We start from the raw sequence: 23,135 nt of genomic DNA on the forward strand, positions 1-23,135 counted from the left end.
GTCTGTCCACTGTGGCCACGCCGGCCGCTGCCGTACGGCAGCGGGAGCACGCTATGCGCGCCGCCACGGGGCGCGACGGACGGTTGTCCGTCGCGCCACCGGAAGGGGTGAACAGAGGTGACTTTCCCGGAGATGGGACGTTGCTTCGCGCTATGCGGCGGCTTCCTCCTGTTCGAGCCGCGGCACGGCCGCCAGGAGGCCCTGAGTATAGGGGTGCCGGGGGTTCTCGTAGACGGTGTCCGCCGGTCCCTCCTCCACGATCCGCCCGCCGCGCATCACGATCAGCCGGTCGCTGACCTGGCGCACGACGGCGAGGTCGTGGGCGATGAAGACGAGGGCAAGCCCGAGGTCGCGCTGGAGCTCCCCGAGCAGCTTCACGACCTGCGCCTGGGTGGTGACGTCGAGGGCGGACACCGGCTCGTCGCAGACGATGAGCTTGGGCTCGGGCGCGAGCGCCCGCGCGATGCCGACCCGCTGCCGCTGGCCGCCGCTGAACTCGTGCGGATAGCGGTCGTAGGCGCCGGGGTCGAGCCCGACCCGCTCCAGCAGTTCGCGCACCCGGGCGACGATCTCGGCGTCCGTGAGCTTCCCGGCCACGCGCAGCGGGTCGGCGATGGACTCGCCGATGCTGCGGCGCGGGTTGAGCGAGGAGACGGGGTCCTGGAAGACCATCTGAAGCTCGGAGCGGAAGGGCCGCAGCCGGCCCGTACCGAGCCCGCCGATGTCCCGCCCCTGGTAGCGCAGTTCACCGCCGGTGGGCTCCAGCAGCCGTACGAGCATCCGTCCCAGTGTCGTCTTGCCGCTGCCGGACTCCCCCACGACGCCGACGGTCTCCCCGGCACGCACGGTCAGCGAGACCTGGTCGACGGCGGTGACGGCCCGCTTGCCGCGCCCGAACTCCCGGGTCAGGCCGGTGGCTTCGAGCAGGACCGCGTCGTCGGTCTCCGTCGGGCGTACACCTGGACGGCGGACGTTTATCCGCGGGACGGCCGTCAACAGGTCACGTGTGTAGTCCTCGCCGGGCGCGTCGAGGATCTCGCGGACCGCGCCGCGCTCGACGGCCCGGCCGTCCTTCATCACCAGCAGTTCGTCGACACTGTCGGCGGCCACGCCCAGATCGTGGGTGACGAGGATCAGACCCATGCCTGTCTCGGCGCGCAGTTCGCGCAGCAGGCCGAGGATCTGCGCCTGCACGGTCACGTCGAGAGCGGTGGTGGGTTCGTCGGCCACCAGGAGGCGGGGCTCGCAGGCGAGCGCCATCGCGATGAGGGCGCGCTGGCGCATGCCGCCGCTGAACTCGTGCGGGCGCGAGCGCGAGCGCCGGTGCGCGTCCGGGATGCCCACCCGGTCGAGCACCTCGACGGCGCGGGCGCGGGCGGCGCGCCGGCTCGTGCCGCGCCGGTGGACGCGGTGGACCTCGGCGATCTGGTCGCCGATGGCCTGATAGGGGTCGAGCGAGGAGAGCGGGTCCTGGAAGACCATGGCCGCCACCCCGCCGCGCACCTCCCGCAGTTCGGCCTCGCCGGCGGTGAGCAGGTCGTGGCCCGCCACCCGTACGTCACCGGTGACGCGGGCGCCGGTGGAGCGGTGGAGCCCGAGCAGCCCGTACGCCACGGTGCTCTTGCCGGAGCCGGACTCGCCGACGAGGGCGAGCGCCCCGCCCTGGGCGAGCTCGAAGGAGAGCCCGTCCACGGCGCGTACGAAGCCGTCGCCCGTGGGGAAGGAGACGGCGAGGTCGGTGACCTTCACCAGGGGTTCGGTCATCGCAGGGCCACCCTTCGGTCGGCGACGGCGTAGAGCAGGTCGCCGACGATGTTGGCGATCACCACGGCGGCGCCGATGAGCATGACGAGGGCGACGACGACCGGCAGGTCGACGGTCTGCACCGCGCGCACGAGGAGTTGTCCGATGCCGGGCAGGCCGAACATCGTCTCGGTGAGCATCGCGCCGCCCAGCATCGACCCGAAGTCGACGGCCGACATCGCGATGACGGGCGCGATCGCACCACGCAGCGCGTGCTTGCCGATGATCGCGCGCTCGGTGACGCCGTAGGCGCGGAAGGTGCGCACGTGGTCCTCGGCGAGGGTCTCCAGCATGGCGCTCCGCGTCATCCGGGCGTACTTCGCGGATTCGAGCAGGGCGAGCGCGACCCAGGGCAGCAGCATGTTCCAGGCCCACTGCTCGGGGTCGTCGGTCAGCGCCACGTAGGACGGGAAGGGCAGCCACTCCAGATACGCGCAGAAGACCATCAGCAGCGCGAGGCCGCTGATGAAGACCGGGGTCGCGATGCCGGCGAGGGTGAACCAGGTGAGCAGGCGCTCGACGATTCCGCCGCGCCGGGCGACGGACAGCAGGCCGGTGCCGACGCCCAGCAGCAGCCACAGCACCATCGCGCCGGACGCGAGGGAGAGGGTGGCGGGCAGGCGCTGCGCGATCAGATCGGTGACCTGCTGGTCGTTCTGGTACGACAGGCCGAGGCAGGGCGCCTCGCAGTGGGTCACGCCGGTGCCGGTGGAGTAGTCGTGCCCAACGAAGATGCTCTGGAGAAAGTGCCAGTACTGCACGTACACCGGGTCGTCGAGGCTGAGTTGGTCCCTCACCTGGCGCAGCTGTTCGGGGCTGCAGCGCGGTCCGCACGCGAGCTTCGCGGGGTCGCCGGGGGCGACGTAGAAGGTCGCGTAGATGACCACGGAGATCACCAGGAGCACGAGGACGGCGCCGAGCGCGCGGCGCAGGAAGTAGAGGGTCATGCCGTCCCTCCCGCCGCGGGGCCGGCGGCCTCGCGCTTCCTGGCACGGCCGACCCGCAGCCGGGAGGCCTCGCGCGGGTCGAGCGCGACGCGCACGGCGTCACCGAGGACGGTGAAGGCGAGCGTGGTGACGAACAGCAGCAGCGCCGGGAGCACCACGTACATGGGGTCCGCGCGGAACCACGTCGTGGCCGACGAGAGCATCTGCCCCCAGGAGGGGGTCGGAGGCTTGACGCCGACGCCGAGGAACGACATGGACGCCTCCAGGACGATGTTGGACGGGAGCAGGTAGACCGCGTAGGTGATCACGGGTGCGGCCAGTCCGGGCAGCAGTTCGCGCCGGGCGATGCGCCAGGTCGAGCCGCCGGCGAGCCACGCGGCCGACACGTAGTCGAGCTTCTTCAGGCTGAGCGCCTGGGCGCGGACGACCCGCGCGAGGCCGCCCCAGGCGATCAGGCCGATCACGAGGATGAGCAGGACGGGCCGGGGGAAGTCGGTGGGGACCACGGCCGTCAGCGCGATCGCGAAGACCAGCAGCGGCAGCGCGATCATCACCTCGGTGATCCGGCTGAGCAGGCTGTCCACGAAGCGGTTGCCGAGCGCGGCGGCGATCCCCACAGTGACGGCGACGAGCACCTGCACCAGGGTCGCGCCGACGGCGACCATGAGCGAGACCCGGGCGCCGTACAGGAGCCGGACGAACAGGTCGCGTCCGGTGCCCGGTTCGACGCCGAGCCAGTGGTCGGCGCTGACGCCGCCGAAGGAGCCCAGCGGGACGCCGCCGCGCGCGGAGTCGACCAGGGTGTCGTGGTAGGCGTTGACGTCCTGGCCCTCCAGCGCGGCCAGCAGGGGCGCGCCGAGGGCGAGGAGGACGAGCAGGCCCAGCAGGGCGGCGGCGACCAGCGCGGACTTACGTGCGCGCAGCCGCCGCCACACCTGCCGGGCGCCGGAGGCGGCAGCCCCTGCGGGGGTCACCGCGGGAGTCACCGCCCCCGGCTCCGTGGTGCCGACGATGTCCGTCACTTGACCGCGACCTGCGAGATGTCGAGGACGCCGGTCCAGTCGCTGATGACGACGTTCTTGACGTCCTTACCGAAGAGGCGCTTGTAGACGGGGTGGAAGAGCGGCACGGTCAGGGCCTGCTCACCGATCGCCTTGTCGAGCGCGCCCCAGCGCTTCGCGGCGGCGCCGAGGTCGGTGATCTTGTTGATGCCGTCGATCTCGTCGTTGACCTTGGAGTCGTCGAGCTGGGCCGAGTTGTAGTTCGAGCCGTCCTTGACGATCTGCCGGCCGTCGAAGATGGGGGCGAGGAAGGGACCGCCGGACGGCCAGTCGGCGCCCCAGTGGCCGAGGAAGAGGTCCGGCTGCGTCGCGACCTTGTGGACCTTCTCGTCGTAGTCGTTGAACTCCAGGCCCTGGAGCTTGACCGTGATGCCGGCCTGCTTGAGCGCCGCCTGGACCGCCGTGGCGATCTCGGGGCTGGTCTCGAAGTCCTGTGCGGTGGAGTGCGTGAGCGTGATCTCCAGGCCGTTGTCGTAACCGGCCTCCTTCAGCAGCTCCTTGGCCTTCTCCGGGTTGCCCGTGGCGCCCGCCGGGAAGGGGTCGTAGGGCGTGTAGCCGAAGGACTTCTGGTTGGGCAGGAAGGTCGTCGCCGGCTCGGCGAGCGAGGAGCCGCCCGCCGCGTTCACCACGCTGGTGCGGTTGATCGCGTAGGCGATCGCCTGGCGGACCTTGGGGTTGTCGAACGGCTTCGCCTTGGGGTTGAAGGCGAGGTAGTTGGTGTAGCCGAAGTGGCCGGTGCCGACCCGGTCGGCGAGCTTCTTGTCGCCGGTGACCTGCGCGAGTTCGGCCGGACCGAGGTTGTTGTCCGTGGTGATGGCGGCGGCGTCCGCGCCCTGGCCGCTGGCGAGCCGCTGGTTGATGACCGCGGAGTTCAGGCCCGCCTGCACGTCGATCGTGTCGGGGTAGGCGTGGCGCTCCTTGTCGGTGTCCTCCGACCAGTTGGTGTTGCGCTCCAGCACCAGGTGCTCGCCGTCGCCCGTGTTCTTGACGACCTTGTACGGGCCGGAGGAGACCGGGTGTTCGGCGTACTTCGCACCGGCGTCCTTGGCCTTGGGCACGGGGGCGAACTGGGTCTGGGTGGCGACGAAGGGGAAGTCGCCCTCGGACTTGCGCAGGTGGAAGACGATGGTCCGGGCGTCCGGGGTCTCGATGGAGTCGAGGCCCTTGGGGTTCTTGTAGACGCCCTGGTAGTCCTCGCCGCCGACCAGCCAGTCGCGCAGGTAGGGGGCGCCGCCGGAGAGTTCGGGGGCGAAGGAGCGCTCGATGCCGTACTTGATGTCGGCGGTGGTGATGGGCGAGCCGTCCTCGTACTTCAAGCCGTCCTTGAGCCGGAACGTCCAGACCTTGGCGTCGTCGCTGGGCGTGCCGGTGTCGGTGGCGAGGTCGGGCACGACCTTGGTGCCCTCGGCGCCGTTCGCGCGGTGGCGGGTGGTGAGCGTGCGGAAGACGAGCGAGGGGACGTTGCCGCCGCCGGAGGTGTAGAGCCGGGCGGGGTCGAACTGCTTCTGCGGCTGTCTGTTGAGGACGGTCAGGGTGCCGCCCTTCTGCGGCGTGCCGCCGGCGCCGCCCTTGGCGTCGCCGCTCTTCTCCGGACCGCACGCCGCCGCGCCTCCGAGCAGGGCCACACTGACGGCTGCCGCGGCGACGCGGCGGGATATGGCGGGAAGTTGACGCATGACGAGGAGAGCCTTTCGCGGGACACGAGGGGACGAATGCGAGCGGAATGCACCCACGGAAGGCGGTTGAGGAGCGCGCGGACGAACGCGGGACCGCCCCCGGCGGACGCGACGCTAATGCGCGAGGGCGCAACGCGGAAGTACGCGGGGGAAAAGAGCGGTCTCAGCGACAGAGAATGTCGGCGACTGCGTGCGCGGCCACGCCGATCAGCGCCAGCTCGAAGCCGGCGTTCTCGGAGGCGTGGTGGTGCGACATGCGTAGAAGATTGAACGAATTTTCGCCCGGCAGCAAAGGTGTCTCAGCAACAGAGATGAAACGTCTCGGGCAACGAGACATTGGATCATGACATGCCGGACATGGCAGGAGCCGGGACGGATGCGGGCCGGTTCATGGAACCGGCCCGTCCGCCGCTCATGCCGTGGGGAAGGGCCAGGGGTTCGGCCGGCAGGTCAGCCCGTTCTCCGACTTCAGGAACTTCGTCTGCTGCATCATCACCGGCGCGAGGGCGCCCTCCTTGGTGCAGCCCTCGTGGTCGTGCCCGAGCCGGTGCCCGACCTCGTGGTTGATCAGCATCTGCCGGTACATGAGCATCTTGTCGCCGTACGTCTGGGCGCCCTGCGCCCACCGATAGGCGTTGATCATGACCCGGTCGGTGGCCGCGGAGTCGCAGGAGACGTTGTCCTCCGTGGTGTCCAGGCCCGACTTGGCGCACCATGCCGCCGTCGTGCCGGGGCTGGCGAGGGTGATGACGAAGTCGGCGTGCCCGGAGGAGACGCGTTCGAAGGTGCGGGTGCCGCCGTGGCCCCAGCTGCGGTCGTCGTTCAGCGTCCGCTGGACGGCCTCCGCGAAGAGCGCGCCGTCGAGCGGAAGGCCCTTTTCCACGTCAACGCGATACCGCAGCACTTCACCCTTACCAGGGGCCTTGTCGTGGCCGCCCACGGTCTCGAAATCACCCGATCCGTGGGCCTTCTCGTCGAGCGGGTACTTCCGGGCCATCTGCTCGTCGTAGCCGGCCCGCGCCACGGCGCCGCCGTCGGGCGTCGGCCTGCTGTCGGAGCGGGAGGCCGCGTCCGGGCTGCTCCGCTCGACGTCCGCGGACCGCGCCTGCGCCTTGCTGTCCGTGCTGTCGTCCACCTGACCTGCGACGATCACCGCCAGCACGGCCGTCACCAGGGCGGCGGCGACGCCGGTGGCGGTCCGCGCCACGCCCTGGCCCGACTTCTCGGGGGTGGCCCGGCGCCGTGAGGCCACGCCGCTCGCCTCGGGCCGCGGCGCGGGCACGCGCGCGGGGACCACGGTGGCGGCGGGTGCGGCGGGATCCGGGGCCGGGGCGGCGGGCGCCGCGGGCGGGCCGCCCTGCCAGTAGGCCGCGGAGGCATACCCCGAGGGCTGCTGGGCAGACTCCGTCAGGGGCTCGTACTCAGTGGCGTATCCCGGGGTCCAGGAGGCTCCGTAGCCTGCCGGCCGGCCCGCGCCCTGGCCGCGCTGCACGCCGATGACGCCCCAGCCGACACCCTGCGCCCGCGTCTCGGGATGACCCCCGGCCGCGGACGGCTCTCCGGACGGGGTGCGCGCCCCGTCCGTACTGACGCCCTCCGGGGAGGGCTCCTCGGCGGCGTCGGCCCCCTCGGCAGGCGGGGCCGATCGGCGTCCCGTCCCCCCCTCGGCCCCGGCGGCCGGGAGCCGGCGGGTGGGATGGGAGGCGCGTGCGCTGTGCTTACCCACGAGGCGTAGCGCTCCGTTCAGCAGTGGCGGCGGTGTCCGTGAGGAGGTCGCGGAAGGCACGAGCCACCGCGTCCGGGTCCTCCATCATGGCGACATGTCCTGATTCCAGGAGCGTCAGCAACCGCGAGTCGCGGAAAGTCTTGCTCGCGCGGTGTGCCATGCGGAAGGAGACGAGGTGGTCGCGCTTTCCGTAGACGAGCAGCGTAGGGGCAAGCACCCGCTCAGCCTGACGCCACAGCGAATGCTGGCCACCGAGTGTGTACGAATCGACTATGCCGCGCGCGGCCCGCGCCATGACGTCCCAGAAGTAGGGCAGCTCCAGCCGCCGCTCGAATTCCGCGACGGCACGTTCGAACTCCTCCGGTGTCACTCGTCCGGGGTCCCCGTAACAGAGCGCGAGCACCTCGCGGGTGCGCCTCTCGGGTGTCCAGTCCTTGGTCGCGCGGGCGAAGAGGGAGACGATCCCCGGCACGGCGAGCAGTCCGGTGGGCACCGCCGTGCGCTGCGGGCGCAGCTCGGGGAGGGCGGGCGAGATCAGGGTGAGCGTGCGGACCAGGTCGGGGCGTACGGCGGCGACGCGCGTGGCCACCGCGCCGCCCATCGAATTGCCGAAGAGGTGCACGGGTCCGCGCCCGGCGGCGTCCAGATACCGGATGACCACGCGGGCGCAGCCGGTGATGGACAGGTCCCGGTCGTCCGGTGGCGGTGAGTCACCGAAGCCCGGCAGGTCGAGGGCCTCGCCGTCGACGTGGCCGGAGAGCCGGTCCATGAGCCCGGACCAGTTCTGCGAGGAGCCGCCGAGCCCGTGCACGTAGAGCGCGGGCGGCAGCCCCTCCTGCGCGGGCTTCCGGGAGCGCACCGCCAGGGTGACGCCCGGCAGCGTCACCGTGCGGACCTCCTCGCCCCGGCTGACCCACGAGGGCCGCCCGGGCGGCACCACGGGAACGGCGCGGGCATCCGGCGACTCGGTCGAAGACATGCCGGCAATGTTACGAGACGATCACGCCGGGACTCCTGTGGCGGGCGTCACAGATCACCTGGCGTCGCGGGGCCGCCTCTCCTAGGCTCGTACCACGCAGTAAGAGGGCTTCCTCCCTGAACCTCCCTGAGAAGGGGTACCGCATGACCGTTGATCCGTCCGATCCGGACACGTTCGAGGAAGAGACCGACACCTCGGAGTTCGATGTCGAGGCTCCGGAGGCGGACGCCGCCGAGCAGCACGCCGACATCACCCCGCACCGGGACGACCCGCTGTCCCACATCGACCCGGGGGCCGCGAACGAGGCCGACCGCGCCGAGCAGGCCCGGGTGGTGGAGCTGGACGAGGACGACTACCGCTGAGGCGCAGCCCGGAGCGTCCCCTTCCGGGCGATACCGGGGGACGCGGGAGTGACGTGCGCGTCAATTGTCGGGATTTTGTTGACTTCCCACAGCGTCCGGTACATGAAATTCTCCGCTCCGACCACGCACGGCCCGGTTACCCAAAAGTACGATGGCGGGCGCGGTGCACACCGTGCAGGGAAAAATCATGGGAGGCGGCGTGACAGCCATCGAGCAGACCGAGGCGCGGCCGCGTGGCACGCGTCTGCCGCGCCGAGCCCGACGCAACCAGCTGCTGGGCGCGGCCCAGGAAGTCTTTGTCGCACAGGGTTACCACGCCGCGGCGATGGACGACATCGCCGAGCGCGCCGGTGTCAGCAAGCCGGTCCTCTACCAGCACTTCCCCGGCAAGCTGGACCTCTATCTGGCCCTGCTGGACCAGCACTGCGAGGCCCTGCTGACCGCGGTCCGCACCGCGCTCGCCTCGACCACCGACAACAAGCTGCGCGTGGCGGCCACCATGGACGCCTATTTCGCGTACGTGGAGGACGAGGGCGGCGCCTTCCGGCTGGTCTTCGAGTCGGACCTCACCAACGAGCCGGCCGTGCGCGAGCGCGTCGACAAGGTGTCGCTGGAGTGCGCGCAGGAGATCAGCGACGTCATCGCCGAGGACACCGGCCTCTCGAAGGACGAGGCGATGCTGCTGGCCGTCGGGCTGGGCGGCGTCTCCCAGGTCGTGGCCCGCTACTGGCTCTCCAGCGAGAGCTGCGTGCCGCGCGACACCGCGGTGCAGCTGCTGACGTCGCTGGCGTGGCGCGGCATCGCGGGCTTCCCGAAGAACCCCGCCGAGCACTGAGCGGCCCTCCCCGCCGGGCGGTGTTCGCTGCCAGCGTGGACGCACCCGCTCGGCTCGCGTCCGTACCGGGCTAGTGTGTGGAACGTACGGGACCCCAAACCTTCGGAGGGACATAAGCCGTGGAGGTCAAGATCGGCGTGCAGCACGCGCCCCGCGAGATCGTTCTCGAGAGCGGGCAGTCTGCCGAAGAGGTCGAGCGCGCGGTTGCCGACGCGCTCGGCGGCAAGGCGCAGCTGCTGAGCCTGGTGGACGACCACGGCCGCAAGGTCCTGGTTCCGGCCGACCGCCTGGCCTATGTGGAGATCGGCGAGCCGACCGCCCGTAAGGTCGGTTTCAGCGCGCTCTGAGCGAGCGCGCACGCGCGTGCGAACGGCGGGGCCCCGGTGGGGAATTCACCGGGGCCCCGCCGTTGTCATAGCCGATGTCACAGCCGACAGGAGCGGCCCCGCGGAGGGTTGCCGGGCCCGTCCGGGGGGTAGTACGGCTTCGACCGATTTGCACCTGCTCCTCGATCTCGCACGATCTCGGCACGGGAGGAAGTGACCATGATCCTCTGGGAAGCGCTCGGCTCGGTCCTCATCGGCCTCGCCGTCTCCTACGGAGCCCTGCGCTGGCTGCCCGCGCGGTACGGGCAGTTCCGCCCGCGGAGCCTGGCGCTGGCCACGGGTCCGGTCGCGGCGCTCTTCGGCGCCCTGATCGCCCACTCCGTGCTGGGCCCCGGTCACACCCCGGCCGTCCTCGCCGTCTCGCTCGGCGTGTCCGTCGCGCTGCTGTCCCTGCTGGTGCGGCAGGGCGAGCAGCCCCGCCGGTCAGCCACCGCCTGACCCGGGCCCGCCCGGCTCCGGGGGCGCGTCGTGCGCCGCGTGCGGCCGGACGGGCGAGGCGGATCAGGCGGCCAGGCCCAGCGCGGCCATCCGCTTGGTGTGCGCCTCGGTGATCCGGGAGAACATCTTGCCGACCTCGGCGAGGTCGAAGCCGTCGGCCACGCCGCCCACCAGCATCGTCGACAGCGCGTCACGGTCGGCCACCACGCGCTGCGCCTGCGAGAGCGCCTCGCCCATCAGCCGCCGCGCCCACAGCGCGAGCCTGCCGCCCACGCGGGGCTCCGCCTCGATCGCAGCGCGGACCTTCTCGACCGCGAAGCTCGCGTGGCCGGTGTCGTCCAGCACGGTCAGCACCAGGGCGCGGGTGTCGGAGTCCAGGCGGGCGGCGACCTCACGGTAGAAGTCACTGGCGATCGAGTCGCCGACATACGCCTTGACCAGGCCCTCCAGCCAGTCCGAGGGCGCCGTCTGGCGGTGGAACTCGTCCAGCGCCGCCGCGAAGGGCTGCATCGCGCCGGTCGGGTCCACGTCGATGGCCGTCAGGCGGTCGCGCAGCCGCTGGAAGTGCTGGAACTCCGCCGCGGCCATCTTCGCCAGCTCAGCCTTGTCGTCCAGCGTCGGCGCCAGCTTGGCGTCCTCCGCGAGCCGTTCGAAGGCGGCCAGCTCGCCGTAGGCGAGGGCGCCCAGCAGATCCACCACCGCCGCCCGGTACTGCGGGTCGGCGGCGGCCCGGGACCAGTCCTGGGCGGCGATTCCGGTGTGGGCGGCTGCGGGCTCGGTGGCGTTCTCAGCGTTGTCGGGCGTCTCCATGGAGCGCACAATAGCTCGCCCGACAGCAGGGGGAAGGCCCTGGTCAGCCAGTTCCTCCTCATCTGTCCGAAGGATTGTCCGGACACACATGCGTGTTTCCGGGGTACAGTGGTAATGCGCCTGCCGAGTATTCGGCGGGCTGTCCCATGCTGTGTCTTCCGGTGGCGTCACTCGCCCGGCCCCCGGATCTCCAGCGGATGCCCGGTCGGTGGCCCGATCGGCTTCCAAAACCGACCGCCCTCCGTGCGGCACATGCGAGACGCATGCGCCTGGAGGGATCCGCTCGCGGCACGTGTGCAAGAGCGAAGGCAGTGGTCCCGCGCGTCACCCGGCTTCCCCAGGCCGGACAGTAACCCGGCGCGGTACGTACGACCCCCTTCGCCGCCTCGCGCCGCGTCTCACAGAAGAGGCAAGATCCTGTCTACTCTCTCCACCTTCCGAGAAATCGGGATTCTTCCCGAGACCGCCGAAGCCCTTGAAGCCGTCGGCATCGTCCATCCCTTCCCCATCCAGGAGATGACGCTCCCCGTGGCCCTGTCGGGCTCGGACGTCATCGGCCAGGCCAAGACCGGCACCGGAAAGACGCTGGGCTTCGGCCTCCCCCTGCTGGAGCGCGTCGTCGTCCCCGCGGACGTCGAGGCCGGCCGGGCGAAGCCCGAGCAGCTCACCGACGCCCCGCAGGCGCTCGTGGTCGTCCCCACCCGCGAGCTGTGCCAGCAGGTCACCAACGACCTCCTCACCGCCGGCAAGGTCCGCAACGTCCGCGTGCTCGCGATCTACGGCGGCCGTGCCTACGAGCCGCAGGTCGAGGCGCTCAAGAAGGGCGTCGACGTCATCGTCGGCACCCCCGGCCGCCTGCTCGACCTCGCCGGCCAGAAGAAGCTGGACCTCTCGCACGTCAAGGCCCTCGTCCTGGACGAGGCCGACGAGATGCTCGACCTGGGCTTCCTGCCCGACGTCGAGCGGATCATGATGATGCTGCCGGCCAAGCGTCAGACGATGCTCTTCTCGGCCACCATGCCGGGCGCCGTCATCAACCTCGCGCGGCGCTACATGTCGCAGCCCACGCACATCCGCGCCACCGCGCCGGACGACGAGGGCCAGACCGTCGCCAACATCACGCAGCACGTCTTCCGCGCGCACAACATGGACAAGCCGGAGCTGGTCGCCCGCATCCTCCAGGCCGAGGAGCGCGCCCTCGCGATGGTCTTCTGCCGTACGAAGCGCACGGCCGCCGACATCGCCGACCAGCTGGCCCGCCGCGGCTTCGCCTCCGGCGCGGTCCACGGCGACCTCGGCCAGGGCGCCCGCGAGCAGGCGCTGCGCGCCTTCCGCAACGGCAAGGTCGACGTGCTGGTCTGCACCGACGTCGCCGCCCGCGGCATCGACGTCGACAACGTCACGCACGTCATCAACTACCAGTCCCCCGAGGACGAGAAGACCTACCTGCACCGCATCGGCCGTACGGGCCGCGCGGGCAAGTCGGGTACGGCCGTCACCCTCGTCGACTGGGACGACATCCCGCGCTGGAAGCTGATCAACAAGGCGCTGGACCTGCCGTTCGACGAGCCGGAGGAGACGTACTCCACCTCCCCGCACCTCTACGAACTGCTGAACATCCCCGCGGGGACCAAGGGCATACTGCCGCGCTCCGAGCGGACCCGTGCCGGGCTCGCGGCGGAGGAGATCGAGGACCTCGGCGAGACGGGCGGCCGCGGTGCCCGTGGCCGCGGCCCGAAGCAGGCCGCCGCCGCGGTGGAGGAGGAGCGCCCCGCGCGCACCCGCACCCCGCGCCAGCGCCGCCGCACGCGTGGCGGTGCGACGGCGGGCGCGGAGGCGCCGGCCGCCGCCGTCGCCGCGACGCCCGTGGCCGAGCGCCCCGCCGCACAGCCGGTGGCCGAGGGTGCTCCCGAGACGCCCTCGAAGCCGCGCCGCCGTCGCCGTACGCGCCACAGCGCGTCGTCGGCCGCCGCCCCCACGACGACGACCGCGGCCGCTCCGGCTCCGGCTCCCGTCGCGGCTGCCGCTGCCGAGCCCGAGCAGCCGCGCCGCCGTCGCCCGCGCATGGTGAAGCCGCTGTCCACGGACGCGTCCGAGCCCGGTTTCCAGACCGTCGAGACGGCGGCCAGGGCCCTGGCCGCCGCTTCCACCACGGCCACGGCCACGATCCCGTCCCAGGCGACGGAGCCGGCTCCGGCCGAGCGGAAGCGCGTCCGCAAGACGGCTGCGCCGAAGGCCGAGGCTGTCGAGGTCGCCGAGGTCGAGGAGAAGCCGAAGCGGACCCGCAAGGCAGCCGCACCCAAGGCCGAGGCCGTTGAGGTCGAGGAGAAGCCGAAGCGCACGCGTAAGGCGGCTGCGCCGAAGGCCGACGCCGTCGAGGCCGAGGACAAGCCGAAGCGGACCCGCAAGGCGGCTGCGCCGAAGGCCGACGCCGTCGAGTCGGAAGAGAAGCCCAAGCGCACCCGCAAGGCGGCTGCGCCGAAGGCCGACGCCGTCGAGGCAGAGGAGAAGCCCAAGCGGACCCGCAAGGCAGCCGCACCCAAGGCCGAGGCCGTTGAGGCTGAGGAGAAGCCGAAGCGGACCCGCAAGGCAGCTGCACCCAAGGCTGACGCCGTCGAGGCCGAAGAGAAGCCGAAGCGCACGCGCAAGGCGGCTGCGCCGAAGGTGGATGGGGCGGAGGCTCCTGTGAAGCGGACGCGTAAGGCGGCGGCGCCGAAGGTTGCCGCGAGCTGACGCTCTGCTTCTGACGACGGCCGGTCCCCTGTGGGGACCGGCCGTCGCGTTTTCCGGGTGCGGGTCCGCTGCGCTTGCGGCGGGCTTTGTTCCCCCACCCCGCCCCTTCCCGAAACTGGGGCGCTGCCCCAGACCCCGAACTGGGGGTCCGTTGCCTCCCCCAGCTACCTCCCCCAGACTCCGTCCGGGGGAGGTAGCTGGGGGAGTTTGAGGACACCGCGCGGAGCGCGGTCAGGGGTCTGGGGCGAAGCCCCAGTTTCGGGAAGGGGCGGGGTAGGGGAAGAACGCGCAGGCGAAGCCCCCCACGCGGCGGAGCCGCACATCAGATGCAGCCGGGAAGGGGCGGGGTAGGGGCACAAAGCGCCGCAGGCACCAGCCGGGGCACGCGCCCCCACGCGGCGGACCCGTACATCAGACGCAGCCGGGAAGAGGCACCGGCTGAGGAACAAGCCCGCCCCAAGCGCAGCGGACCCGCACCGAGAACCACCCCACCCCCCAACCCCACCGCCCCCACCCCACCGCTAGCCTCACCCCATGAGTCGCCCACCCTTCCTCACCCTGCCCCCGCAAGCGGAAGCGCGCGCCCTCTCCACCCCCCGTGGCGAGTTCGCGACGCACGACGCCGGGCGCGCGAGCCGCGGCACCGTCCTGCTCGTACCCGGGTTCACCGGGAGCAAGGAGGACTTCATCGCGCTGCTGGAGCCGATCGCGGCGGCCGGTTACCGGGCGGTGGCCGTGGACGGGCGCGGGCAGCACGAGAGCGCGGGGCCGAGGGAGGCCGCGGCGTACGTGCAGGAGGAGCTGGCCCGGGACGTGCTCGCCCAGGCGGAGGCCCTCGGTGGCGGGGTGCACCTGCTGGGGCACTCGTTCGGCGGGCTGGTCTCACGCGCCGCGGTGCTGCTGGACGCGTCCCCCTTCCGCTCGCTCACGATGATGAGCTGCGGCCCGGGAGCGATCGCGGCGGAGCAGCAGGCGCGCACCCGGCTGCTGATCGAGGCCCTGGGGCAGCTGGACAAGGAAGCGGTCTGGCAGGAGATGCGCAAGCAGGAGCCCCAGGAGCCGAGGACGGCGGAGGAACCCTCGGATCTGGACGAGTTCCTGCACCGCCGCTGGACGGGCACGGCCAAGGAGCAACTCCTCACCGCCGGGCGGCAGTTGACCGTGGAGCCGGACCGTACGGCGGAGCTGGCGGCGGTCCCGCTGCCCAAACACGTCCTCTCCGGCCGGCTGGACTACGCCTGGCCGGTGCCGTCGATCGACGCGATGGCGAAGGAGCTGTCGGCGGTCCGTACGGTCATCGAGGGCGCGGGCCACTCCCCCAACGCGGAACGCCCGGCGGAGACGGCCGAGGCGCTCGTCCGCTTCTGGGGCCGGGCGGGAGAGGCTGCCGTCTGAGCAGGCTCGGCGAATCCGGTACGGAACCGCGTCCCGTAAGCGGAGCGCTCAGCCGCCCGCCTCGCTCGCCGTCACGGTGAAGAGCCCGCCCTGGGGGTCGCGGAGCGTCGCCTCGCGGCCCACCGGGGAACGGCCCGGTTCGGCGGCGACCGTACCGCCTGCGGCGAGGGCGGTCTCGACGGCCTTCTCGACGTCGTCGACGCAGAAGTAGACGTGCCAGCGGGGCCTGATCCGCGGGTCGGGCGCCGCTTCGACCGCGCCGCCGCGCAGGCAGGCGACGGTGTGCCCGGCGGAGCGGACCATCACGGCGTCGTCCTCGTAGCGCACCTCGCAGCGGTCGGGGCGGCCGGTGGCCCACTCGAAGACCTCGCCGTAGAAGATGGCGGCGGCGAAGGCGTCGCGGGTGCGCAGCTCCAGCCAGGCGGGCGCGCCCTCCCGGCCGACGCGCCACTCGCGGAGCGTGCGGCCCTCCCAGAAGCCGAAGACGGCCCCCGCGGAGTCGGCGGCGAGGGCGGCGCGGCCGTGTCCGACGGCGAGCGGCCCGACGGCGACGGTGCCGCCGCGCTCGCGGATGCGGGAGGCCACCGTGTCGGCGTCCTCGACGGCGAAGTAGGAGGTCCAGGAGACGGCGACGCCCATGGTGCGGGCGACGTTGCCGATGCCCGCGACGGGCTTGCCGTCGGCGAGCGCCACGACGAAGTTCTCGCCCAGCCTCCCGGACCGGAAGGTCCAGCCCATCACCGGTCCGTAGAAGTCCTCCGCGGCGGCCAGGTCATGGGTCAGCAGGGACACCCAGCACGGCGCGCCCGGCACGGCAAGGTCAAGGGACGACGACGCCATGACGGACCGCCTCGATTCTGTTCGGGGTCTCTTCCGGGGCTTGTGGACTGCCGGACGACGGCAGCACTCCGCAGTGGCCGCGCCCTGGGGCACGACCACCCGAAGCCAGGGTTCCACTCACGGTGCCCGCGCGCATTCCGGCACGCGCACCCGTCACGCTGCTTCCGTACGTTCAGTACTGGGTGCCCAGGTGGTCCCAGAATCCGTCGCGCAGCGCGCGGCGCAGGTCGGCGTGGCCGCGGAGGGAGAGGCCGAGCAGCGCCTCGGCCTCCACCAGGAGTTCCTGGTCGACGGCGCCGGGGAGATAGGGGTGGCCGGGCAGCAGTTCGGCGAGGGTGTCGCGGCCGCGGGAGCCCAGCCACTGGGCGGCGACCTGGGCGCCGACGAAGCGCACGTCGTCGCGGCTGGGGGCGGGCGTCTGATGGGCGGCGGCCTCGCCGTAGGGCTCGGGGAGGGTGCGGCGGCTGACGTAGGGCTTGCAGAAGTCGAGGTCGAAGGTGCGCTGGCTGTCGACCTCCCAGAGCAGGGGTTCGGCCTGGTTGCGGCCGGTGACGGCCTCGATGCCCCAGAGGTGGACGCGGGCGCCGTAGCCCTGCGCGGCCTCGACCGCCGAGACGAGGTCCTCGTCGCCGCCGATGAGCGCGGCGTCGCTGATGGCGCGGTGCCGGGCGAGGGATTCGAGGTCGCTGCGGATGAGGGAGTCGACGCCCTTCTGCTGGTTGTTGGCGTTGAGGTTGCCCAGGCGCACCTTGACGTCGGGCAGTTCGGCGATGCTCTGCTGCTCGGCGGTGTGGATGCGGCGCCGGGCGCCGTCGTACCAGTAGACCCGCAGCAGTCTGCTGTCGGGGAAGATCATGCGGGCCTTGTCGATGAACGCCTCGATCAGCCCTTCGGCGTCGAGGTCGAAGGTCCGGCGGTCCTCGGTCCCGGCGACGAGCCGGCCCGCGGCGGCGTAGACGTAGCCGGCGTCCACGAAGATCGCGTGGGTGGAGGGGGTGGTGGCGACCTCCGCGAGGACGCGGGTGAGCAGCTCATTGGTGCGCTCGATGCCCGCGGCGACCGCGGCGAGGTCCGGGGGCCGGGGCGGGAGCGTGGGGTGCGCGGCGGGGTGGTGGGTCATGTGCGAGCTCTCGGTAATTAGTCACGTTAAAAATTTCCTTAGCGTAGGGAATGTTTGAAGTGATCACCTCGTTGGACACTTATGTAACGGGTCGCACCGTCGCGACACCGTCACCCACTCATGGAGTTCTCCTCAGGAGGATCAGACGAAGGGAGAAGCCTTGCGCTTCGAAATCATGCGCCTGGACGACATCGACGGCTCGGCCGTCGACAGCACCGTCGTGGACGCCGCCTCCGTCAACAGGATCGTGCAGCAGGCCGCATCCACAGGCCAGCGCATCTACATCCGCCCGGCCCACACAGCGGCCCGGTAGTGCGTAAGCGCTCCCACGTGCCGACGCCCCCGTACGGACCGTACGGGGGCGTCGTGCGTTCTCGGGTGTGCCGCGCCGGGCGCGGGGCCCGCGCGGTCAGCGGTTGGCGATGACCTGCGTGATGCCGTTGATGATCTGCTGGACGGCCAGCGCCGAGAGCATCATGCCCGCGAGCCGCGTCACCAGCACCACGCCGCCGTCCTTGATGACCCGGATGATCAGCAGCGAATAGCGCATCACCAGCCACAGCACGACGTGCATCGCGGCGATGGCCACCCACACCGAGATCTGGGCGCTGACGGAGTCCGCGTGCTGGACGGCGAGGATCACCGAGACGATCGCACCGGGCCCGGCCAGCAGCGGCATGCCGAGCGGGACGAGCGCGACATTGACGTCCTTGGTCTGGGTGGGCTCCTCGGACTTGCCGGTCAGCAGGTCCAGCGCGATCAGCAGCAGGAGCAGACCACCCGCGATCATCAGCGCGGGCGTGGTGATGTGCAGATAGTCCAGGATCTGCTGGCCGCAGATGCCGAAGACGGCGATGACGCCGAAGGCGACCGCGGCGGCCTGCCAGGCCATCCGCCGCTGGACCTTGGCCGGACGGCCTGAGGTGAGCGCGAGGAAGATCGGGGTGATCCCCGGCGGGTCCATGATCACAAAAAGCGTGAGAAAGAGGGATCCGAAGACAGCGAAGTCGAACACAGTGTGGCCTTGCGAGAGTGGTGCGAGCAGGAGCTGGGTGAGGAGGCGGGCGCGGGGCAGCGCACGGAGGTGGGAGGAGGAGTGCGTACGGCAGTACGCGCCGGTCGTACGGCCGGATGCTCGGGGCGTACGGAAGCCAGGTCACGCGCGGACGTGGGGCACGCGCGCGACCCGGAGGAACCGGGTTCGAGGGAGGGGTCAGCCGCCCGCGCCCGGGACGGGGAAGGCGCCCGTCGCCCGGCGGGTGATCTCGCCGTAGATCTCCGGGTCGGTGGTGAACTCACCGAGTCGGCAGGTCTTGCGGCTGCCGTGGTAGTCGCTGGAGCCGGTGGTCAGCAGGGAGAGGTCGGCGGCCAGGCCGCGCAGGCGGGCGCGCGTGGACGCGTCGTGGTCCATGTGGTCCACCTCGACGCCGTCGAGCCCGGCCGAGGCCAGCTCGGCTATGCCGCTCTCGGATACGCAGTTGCCCCGCTTGAGCGCGAAGGGGTGCGCGAGGACGGTGACTCCGCCCGCCGCCTTGACCAGGCGGATCGCGTCGAAGGGGTCGAGCTCGTGCTTCTCGACGTAGGCGCGGCCGTCACCGGCCAGCCACTCGGAAGTGAAGGCGTCGGAGACGCTGTCGATCACGCCGAGCTCGACCATGGCGCTGGCCACGTGCGGCCGGCCCACGGCACCGCCCGCGGCGATCTCCGTGACCCGCTCCCAGGTGACGGGCACGCCCAGCTCGTTGAGCTTGGCGACCATGCCGCGCGCGCGGGGCACCCGGTCGTCGCGCACGAGCTCCCGCTCGCGGGCGAGCTCCGGCTCCAGCGGGTCGAAGAGGTAGGCCAGCATGTGCACGCTGAAGCCGTCCGGGCCCGCGAAGCGGCAGGAGAGCTCGGCGCCGGTCACCAGGGTGAGCCCGGCGGGCAGCGCGGCGATGGCCTCGGCATGGCCGCCGACCCCGTCGTGGTCGGTCAGCGCGACGACGTCCAGCCCGGCGGCGGCCGCGTTGCGGACCAGCTCGGCGGGGGTGTCCGTGCCGTCCGAGGCCGTGGAGTGGGTGTGCAAGTCGATGCGCACGACACGGCTCCTGGCGGTGGGACGGTAGGGGACCGGTTCAGGATAACCGGCGCCGCCGCCGGCACCGCCACCAACCGGCGCCCCGGAGACCGTCCTACGGGGAGAGCAGGCGCGGGGACAGCGCGCCGCACGGCAGGAGTTCCACCTCGGCGCCCGCTTCGCGCAGATCCGTGAGCACCAGCTCGTCGTACATCAGCAGCCCCGAGCGCTCCGGCCAGACGACCGCCCACAGCCACAGCCCGCGCGCCTCGCCGGCGAAGACCGCGCGGTCGTCGGGCGCGCCGTCGACGTGCCAGAGGGGGGTGGGGCGGCCCGCGGCGTGCACCTTGGCGTGGGGCGAGCGGTCGACGCACATGTGGGGGCCGGGGTCGGGGCCGTCGATCCCGGCGTAGCGGGCGCCGAGGCCGACGCCGAGCTCCTCGGCGACGAGCAGCAGCTCACCGGGGCCGCCGAGCGGGCTCGGGCCGGAGCAGGCGACGGCGGTGGCCCGGCCGCCGCTGCGGTCGTCGCCCGCGCACACCACGCCCGTGAAGAGCCAGCCGACGGGCAGCGGCCAGGGCATCCACACCGGCACCCGGGCGCGGTTGACGACGACGGCCAGCGCCTCGACGCTCGGCGGGACGACCGGCTGCAAGGGGTGCACCGGACCGTGCGCGGAGCACTGCCAGGAGTCGGCGAAGAGACCGGGCGCGCGCACCCGGCCTCCGCACTTCGGGCAACTGGGTTCGCCCCTCATAAGGCCCAACGGTCCTCCGCGCCCGCCGCCGCGTCAAGGACGATCACCCGTCCGGACGCCGACATCCCGGAGCGTCACCCCAGGGGCACCCCGGGCCTCAGTGGGTCACGCAGATCGGTGCCGTGCGCGAGCCACCGCTCCTCCAGCGCGGCCGCTCCCTGGACCCGCTTCCACGCCGCCTCGTTCGGCGTCATCGGCAGCAGCGGCAGGAAGCGGACGGGCTCCATGGGCTCGTCCAGTTCGAGGTCCTCGACCAGCCCGCCGGACTCCGCGACGAGCACGGAGGTGAAGGGCGCCCCCGGCCACAGCGGCTCGCCCGTGTCCAGCGAGGCACCGGGCGCCACGACGAGCCCCTCCACCTGCGGGGAGGCGGCGAGCACGGCCAGCGGCCGGAGCACCTTGTCGGTGTCGGCGCGGCCCGCGCGCACGGAGAGGACCAGCTCGGCGCGCGGCCCGCGGAGCGGATCGGCGACGACGGCGGTGGGATCGGACATCGGCCGGGCGGACATGCCGAGGGTGGCGTAGCGGACGACGCCTCCGTCGAGAAAGCGGAGAACTTCGATCCGGTCGGTGCCGAGGAAGGTCACCGCGGCGCGCGCGTCCGGTTCGCCCAGGGCTGTCCGCAGCCGGGCCTCGACCAGTGCGAGAACGTCTGACATGCAGTGAGCATAGAACGCGTATCGAACGGGCAAAGGAGGGTATTGACGGGTTCAGTGGCTGCTAGCCTTGACCTCTGGTCAGGGAGTTACGTTCGTCCCTCAGCGGGGACCGGCCGGAGGAGGTGGGGCTGCGGTGGATCCTAGTCGACCGTGCAGTACCGATAGTTCTCCCGTCCCTCCGCTCCGGGCGCGCTCCTTGTGATCTGAAAGTCTTCCCGTACCGGCCGTTCTCGCCGGATACCACCGGGATTCCTCCTGGAAGTCCTTTCGCGCCCGCAGCACTTGACGGAAGAGCGCCTTCGTCTCGCTTTGTTCCGTGTTCTCCGCGAAGTTCTTGCGCACTGCCGTCAGTCCACCGCACCGCGCGAAGCGCCGCCCGATTTGCGGACGTATTTCTCCCGACCGGGGTACGTCCACGTTCCGGGCAGCGTTGCGCCGCTCCCCCGAGACTGACGGCCGGCCCGTGAAGGAGCCTGCCATGTCGATGATCCGCGACCTGCGTGCCGCCGTCCGCCCCGCTCTCCGCCGGGGCACCACTCCTTATGAGTACGACTCCACGCGGGACCCGTCCGTCAGCAGCGCGGTGGTCGACTGTGCGGTCTACCGCGACGGCAAGCGCTCCAGCGACCACGTCAGCCCGGCCGAGGCCATGCGGCGCGTGCGGGCCGACGGCGGCTTCGCGTGGATAGGGCTGCACGAGCCGACGGAGCGTGAGTTCTCCGGCATCGCCAAGGAGTTCGGGCTGCACCCGCTCGCCGTGGAGGACGCTGTCCACGCCCACCAGCGGCCCAAGCTGGAGCGCTACGACGACACACTCTTCACCGTCTTCAAGACCATCCACTACGTCGAGCACACCGAACTCACCGCCACCAGCGAGGTCGTGGAGACCGGCGAGGTGATGTGCTTCACCGGTCCGGACTTCATCATCACCGTCCGGCACGGCGGGCAGGGCTCGTTGCGCGCGCTGCGCCACCGCCTCCAGGACGACCCGGAGCTGCTGGCCAAGGGCCCCTCGGCCGTCCTGCACGCCATCGCCGACCAGGTCGTCGACGGCTACATCGCGGTCGCCGACGCGGTGCAGGACGACATCGACGAGGTCGAGATCGACGTCTTCTCCGCGCCCAGCAAGGGCTCTTCGCGCGGTGGTGACGCGGGCCGGATCTACCAGCTCAAGCGCGAGGTGCTGGAGTTCAAGCGAGCGGTCTCGCCGCTGATGCGGCCGATGCAGCAGCTCAGCGAGCGGCCGATGCGACTGGTCGACCCGGACATCCAGAAGTATTTCCGCGATGTCGCCGACCACCTCGCGCGCGTGCACGAGCAGGTCGTCTCCTTCGACGACCTGCTCAACTCCATCCTCCAGGCCAACCTCGCGCAGGCGTCGGTCGCCCAGAACGAGGACATGCGGAAGATCACCTCCTGGGCGGCGATCTGCGCGGTGCCGACGATGATCGCCGGGGTCTACGGCATGAACTTCAAGTACATGCCGGAGCTCCAGTGGAAGTACGGCTACCCCACGGTGATGGTCGTGACGGTGGCGATCTGTGTCGCCATCCACCGGGGCTTCAAGCGCAACGGCTGGCTGTAACGGGGTCAGCCCGCCGCCCGGTCGCCCCTGATCACCAGGGCCAGGCCCGCCAGGATCACCAGGAGCGCGGGATACGCCGCGGCCGGGGGGAGCTGGTGCAGCCACAGGGCCGCGATCAGCGCGGCTCCCGGCGTCTCCAGCAGGATCGCCGTCGAGGTGACCGACGGCCCGAGGCCCTTGACCACGCGGTTGATCAGCGAGTGCCCGAGCAGCTGCGCGGTGACCGTGAGCAGGGCCAGCTTCAGCCACGTCGCCCCGCTGTAGCCGCCGAGCGGGGCGCCGGACACCAGACAGGTGCCGAGCAGCAGCACCGTGGTCGTGGCGTACAGGACGTAGGTGTACGCCACGGTGCCCACCGTCCGCCGCACCTCCGCCCCCAGCAGGACGTATCCGGCGGCCGCGATGCCGCCTGCGAGCGCGAGCGCGTCCCCAGCGAGAGCGCGGGGCGATACCGCGAAGTCGACGCCCGTCAGAATCACGACACCGAGGAAGGCGAGAGCCGTGCCCGCCCAGACGAGCGCCGGGCGGCGGTGTCCGCCCAGGCGCAGCAGGAGCGTCGTCCAGATCGGGGTCGTGGTGACGAGCGCGGTCGAGGACGCGACCGAGGTCATCCGCAGGCTCGGCAGCCACACCGCGAAGTGCACGGCCAGCAGCACGCCCGCGGCCACGGACAGCAGCAGGGCCCGGCGCCCGATGCCGCGCAGCTCGGCGCGGTGCCGGACGAGCGCGAGCGGGGTGAGGGCGCCGACGGCCATGGCGTTGCGCCAGAAGGCGATGGCCAGGGCGGGTGCCGCGATGGTCGCGGTGAGCGGCGCGGAGAGCGAGATCCCGGCGATGGCCACGGCGAGCAGGACGATGTCCGTACGGACCGGTGCCGCGGGGGCCGTCGGCGGGGTGGTGGGGCCCGTACGGGCGGCTCGGGCGGTCCTGGTGGTCCGGGCAGTCATCACCCGTCCAGCGTATGCGG

General features: G+C 71.8%; 23 protein-coding genes. 8 read left to right on the forward strand and 15 right to left on the reverse strand.

The window, feature by feature from the left end; translation table 11 throughout:
- Positions 1-150: 150 nt before the first annotated feature.
- The 7 genes from ACFY1P_RS02110 to ACFY1P_RS02140 form a co-directional block, all read right to left on the reverse strand.
- Complete coding sequence (locus ACFY1P_RS02110; RefSeq protein WP_390749363.1) at positions 151-1,764, reverse strand: ABC transporter ATP-binding protein; 1,614 nt, start codon at positions 1,762-1,764, stop codon at positions 151-153.
- Positions 1,761-2,750, reverse strand: coding sequence for an ABC transporter permease (locus ACFY1P_RS02115; RefSeq protein ID WP_361533524.1), 990 nt, complete (start codon positions 2,748-2,750; stop codon positions 1,761-1,763). Before ACFY1P_RS02115 ends, ACFY1P_RS02110 begins: the two co-directional genes overlap by 4 nt.
- On the reverse strand, positions 2,747-3,772 hold the full coding sequence (locus tag ACFY1P_RS02120; protein ID WP_390749364.1) for an ABC transporter permease: 1,026 nt from the start codon (positions 3,770-3,772) through the stop codon (positions 2,747-2,749). The genes ACFY1P_RS02115 and ACFY1P_RS02120 overlap by 4 nt, the downstream gene beginning before the upstream one ends.
- Positions 3,769-5,487 (reverse strand): ABC transporter substrate-binding protein, encoded by a 1,719-nt coding sequence (locus tag ACFY1P_RS02125; protein ID WP_390749365.1) that lies wholly within the window; start codon positions 5,485-5,487, stop codon positions 3,769-3,771. Before ACFY1P_RS02125 ends, ACFY1P_RS02120 begins: the two co-directional genes overlap by 4 nt.
- A 163-nt stretch (positions 5,488-5,650) precedes the next feature.
- The gene (locus tag ACFY1P_RS02130) at positions 5,651-5,743 is read right to left on the reverse strand and encodes an Ms4533A family Cys-rich leader peptide (protein ID WP_311775550.1); all 93 of its coding nucleotides are present in this window, start codon (positions 5,741-5,743) and stop codon (positions 5,651-5,653) included.
- 156 nt (positions 5,744-5,899) lie between these two features.
- On the reverse strand, positions 5,900-7,213 hold the full coding sequence (locus ACFY1P_RS02135; protein WP_390749366.1) for a DUF3152 domain-containing protein: 1,314 nt from the start codon (positions 7,211-7,213) through the stop codon (positions 5,900-5,902).
- Positions 7,206-8,192, reverse strand: a complete 987-nt coding sequence (locus ACFY1P_RS02140) for an alpha/beta hydrolase (protein ID WP_361534603.1) — start codon at positions 8,190-8,192, stop codon at positions 7,206-7,208. The genes ACFY1P_RS02135 and ACFY1P_RS02140 overlap by 8 nt, the downstream gene beginning before the upstream one ends.
- Before the next feature lie 143 nt (positions 8,193-8,335).
- On the opposite strand from ACFY1P_RS02140, the gene ACFY1P_RS02145 reads away from it, so the two are divergent.
- From ACFY1P_RS02145 to ACFY1P_RS02160, 4 genes are all read left to right on the forward strand, one after another.
- Positions 8,336-8,554: a hypothetical protein gene (locus ACFY1P_RS02145; RefSeq protein WP_361534606.1), complete on the forward strand. Its 219-nt coding sequence runs from the start codon at positions 8,336-8,338 to the stop codon at positions 8,552-8,554.
- A gap of 199 nt (positions 8,555-8,753) precedes the next feature.
- Complete coding sequence (locus tag ACFY1P_RS02150) at positions 8,754-9,389, forward strand: TetR/AcrR family transcriptional regulator (RefSeq protein ID WP_361534609.1); 636 nt, start codon at positions 8,754-8,756, stop codon at positions 9,387-9,389.
- A gap of 119 nt (positions 9,390-9,508) precedes the next feature.
- Positions 9,509-9,736, forward strand: a complete 228-nt coding sequence (locus ACFY1P_RS02155; RefSeq protein WP_215083509.1) for a DUF3107 domain-containing protein — start codon at positions 9,509-9,511, stop codon at positions 9,734-9,736.
- 198 nt (positions 9,737-9,934) lie between these two features.
- Positions 9,935-10,213, forward strand: a complete 279-nt coding sequence (locus tag ACFY1P_RS02160) for a hypothetical protein (protein ID WP_361534612.1) — start codon at positions 9,935-9,937, stop codon at positions 10,211-10,213.
- 63 nt (positions 10,214-10,276) lie between these two features.
- Here ACFY1P_RS02160 and ACFY1P_RS02165 read toward each other — a convergent pair whose 3' ends face one another.
- Positions 10,277-11,023 carry a ferritin-like fold-containing protein gene (locus ACFY1P_RS02165; protein ID WP_361534615.1) on the reverse strand — a complete coding sequence of 249 codons (747 nt, stop codon included), beginning with the start codon at positions 11,021-11,023 and terminating at the stop codon, positions 10,277-10,279.
- 516 nt (positions 11,024-11,539) lie between these two features.
- Between ACFY1P_RS02165 and ACFY1P_RS02170 the strand changes: the two genes are divergently transcribed.
- On the forward strand, positions 11,540-13,756 hold the full coding sequence (locus ACFY1P_RS02170) for a DEAD/DEAH box helicase (RefSeq protein WP_390749367.1): 2,217 nt from the start codon (positions 11,540-11,542) through the stop codon (positions 13,754-13,756).
- A gap of 534 nt (positions 13,757-14,290) precedes the next feature.
- On the forward strand, positions 14,291-15,151 hold the full coding sequence (locus ACFY1P_RS02175; protein WP_390749368.1) for an alpha/beta fold hydrolase: 861 nt from the start codon (positions 14,291-14,293) through the stop codon (positions 15,149-15,151).
- A 48-nt stretch (positions 15,152-15,199) separates the two neighbouring features.
- On the opposite strand, the gene ACFY1P_RS02180 is transcribed toward ACFY1P_RS02175, so the two are convergent.
- Both ACFY1P_RS02180 and ACFY1P_RS02185 read right to left on the reverse strand, forming a co-directional pair.
- Complete coding sequence (locus tag ACFY1P_RS02180; RefSeq protein ID WP_361525185.1) at positions 15,200-15,991, reverse strand: VOC family protein; 792 nt, start codon at positions 15,989-15,991, stop codon at positions 15,200-15,202.
- 172 nt (positions 15,992-16,163) lie between these two features.
- Entirely contained in the window at positions 16,164-17,111 is a 948-nt protein-coding gene (locus ACFY1P_RS02185; protein WP_361525183.1) for an NYN domain-containing protein, read from the reverse strand.
- A 160-nt stretch (positions 17,112-17,271) separates the two neighbouring features.
- Here ACFY1P_RS02185 and ACFY1P_RS02190 point away from each other — a divergent pair, with 160 nt between their 5' ends.
- Positions 17,272-17,424 (forward strand): hypothetical protein, encoded by a 153-nt coding sequence (locus ACFY1P_RS02190; protein ID WP_162890354.1) that lies wholly within the window; start codon positions 17,272-17,274, stop codon positions 17,422-17,424.
- 96 nt (positions 17,425-17,520) lie between these two features.
- On the opposite strand, the gene ACFY1P_RS02195 is transcribed toward ACFY1P_RS02190, so the two are convergent.
- The 4 genes from ACFY1P_RS02195 to ACFY1P_RS02210 form a co-directional block, all read right to left on the reverse strand.
- The gene (locus ACFY1P_RS02195; protein WP_301892603.1) at positions 17,521-18,126 is read right to left on the reverse strand and encodes a MarC family protein; all 606 of its coding nucleotides are present in this window, start codon (positions 18,124-18,126) and stop codon (positions 17,521-17,523) included.
- Between the two features lie 198 nt (positions 18,127-18,324).
- Positions 18,325-19,188, reverse strand: coding sequence for a PHP domain-containing protein (locus ACFY1P_RS02200; protein ID WP_361525179.1), 864 nt, complete (start codon positions 19,186-19,188; stop codon positions 18,325-18,327).
- A 94-nt stretch (positions 19,189-19,282) separates the two neighbouring features.
- Positions 19,283-19,924 (reverse strand): DUF6758 family protein, encoded by a 642-nt coding sequence (locus ACFY1P_RS02205; protein WP_366002772.1) that lies wholly within the window; start codon positions 19,922-19,924, stop codon positions 19,283-19,285.
- A gap of 74 nt (positions 19,925-19,998) precedes the next feature.
- Entirely contained in the window at positions 19,999-20,583 is a 585-nt protein-coding gene (locus ACFY1P_RS02210; protein ID WP_390749369.1) for a suppressor of fused domain protein, read from the reverse strand.
- A 478-nt stretch (positions 20,584-21,061) separates the two neighbouring features.
- Here ACFY1P_RS02210 and ACFY1P_RS02215 point away from each other — a divergent pair, with 478 nt between their 5' ends.
- A complete protein-coding gene (locus tag ACFY1P_RS02215) occupies positions 21,062-22,168 on the forward strand; it encodes a magnesium and cobalt transport protein CorA (RefSeq protein ID WP_390749370.1) in 1,107 nt (368 codons plus the stop codon).
- Positions 22,169-22,173: 5 nt separating this feature from the next.
- On the opposite strand, the gene ACFY1P_RS02220 is transcribed toward ACFY1P_RS02215, so the two are convergent.
- Complete coding sequence (locus tag ACFY1P_RS02220; RefSeq protein ID WP_390749371.1) at positions 22,174-23,115, reverse strand: DMT family transporter; 942 nt, start codon at positions 23,113-23,115, stop codon at positions 22,174-22,176.
- Positions 23,116-23,135 lie beyond the last annotated feature (20 nt).

The sequence above is a fragment of the Streptomyces sp. NPDC001407 genome (assembly GCF_042895325.1).
In the GTDB taxonomy this organism is placed as follows: Bacteria; Actinomycetota; Actinomycetes; order Streptomycetales; family Streptomycetaceae; genus Streptomyces.

Bases quoted from the DNA above. Each gene is read 5' to 3' on its own strand.
- ACFY1P_RS02185 (WP_361525183.1), bottom strand. From the start codon at position 17,111: ATGACCCACCACCCCGCCGCGCACCCCACGCTCCCGCCCCGGCCCCCG.
- ACFY1P_RS02170 (WP_390749367.1), top strand. From the start codon at position 11,540: ATGACGCTCCCCGTGGCCCTGTCGGGCTCGGACGTCATCGGCCAGGCC.
- ACFY1P_RS02160 (WP_361534612.1), top strand. From the start codon at position 9,935: ATGATCCTCTGGGAAGCGCTCGGCTCGGTCCTCATCGGCCTCGCCGTC.
- ACFY1P_RS02220 (WP_390749371.1), bottom strand. From the start codon at position 23,115: ATGACTGCCCGGACCACCAGGACCGCCCGAGCCGCCCGTACGGGCCCC.
- ACFY1P_RS02205 (WP_366002772.1), bottom strand. From the start codon at position 19,924: ATGAGGGGCGAACCCAGTTGCCCGAAGTGCGGAGGCCGGGTGCGCGCG.
- ACFY1P_RS02180 (WP_361525185.1), bottom strand. From the start codon at position 15,991: ATGGCGTCGTCGTCCCTTGACCTTGCCGTGCCGGGCGCGCCGTGCTGG.
- ACFY1P_RS02210 (WP_390749369.1), bottom strand. From the start codon at position 20,583: ATGTCAGACGTTCTCGCACTGGTCGAGGCCCGGCTGCGGACAGCCCTG.
- ACFY1P_RS02130 (WP_311775550.1), bottom strand. From the start codon at position 5,743: ATGTCGCACCACCACGCCTCCGAGAACGCCGGCTTCGAGCTGGCGCTG.
- ACFY1P_RS02165 (WP_361534615.1), bottom strand. From the start codon at position 11,023: ATGGAGACGCCCGACAACGCTGAGAACGCCACCGAGCCCGCAGCCGCC.
- ACFY1P_RS02145 (WP_361534606.1), top strand. From the start codon at position 8,336: ATGACCGTTGATCCGTCCGATCCGGACACGTTCGAGGAAGAGACCGAC.
- ACFY1P_RS02115 (WP_361533524.1), bottom strand. From the start codon at position 2,750: ATGACCCTCTACTTCCTGCGCCGCGCGCTCGGCGCCGTCCTCGTGCTC.
- ACFY1P_RS02215 (WP_390749370.1), top strand. From the start codon at position 21,062: ATGTCGATGATCCGCGACCTGCGTGCCGCCGTCCGCCCCGCTCTCCGC.
- ACFY1P_RS02175 (WP_390749368.1), top strand. From the start codon at position 14,291: ATGAGTCGCCCACCCTTCCTCACCCTGCCCCCGCAAGCGGAAGCGCGC.
- ACFY1P_RS02110 (WP_390749363.1), bottom strand. From the start codon at position 1,764: ATGACCGAACCCCTGGTGAAGGTCACCGACCTCGCCGTCTCCTTCCCC.
- ACFY1P_RS02125 (WP_390749365.1), bottom strand. From the start codon at position 5,487: ATGCGTCAACTTCCCGCCATATCCCGCCGCGTCGCCGCGGCAGCCGTC.
- ACFY1P_RS02140 (WP_361534603.1), bottom strand. From the start codon at position 8,192: ATGTCTTCGACCGAGTCGCCGGATGCCCGCGCCGTTCCCGTGGTGCCG.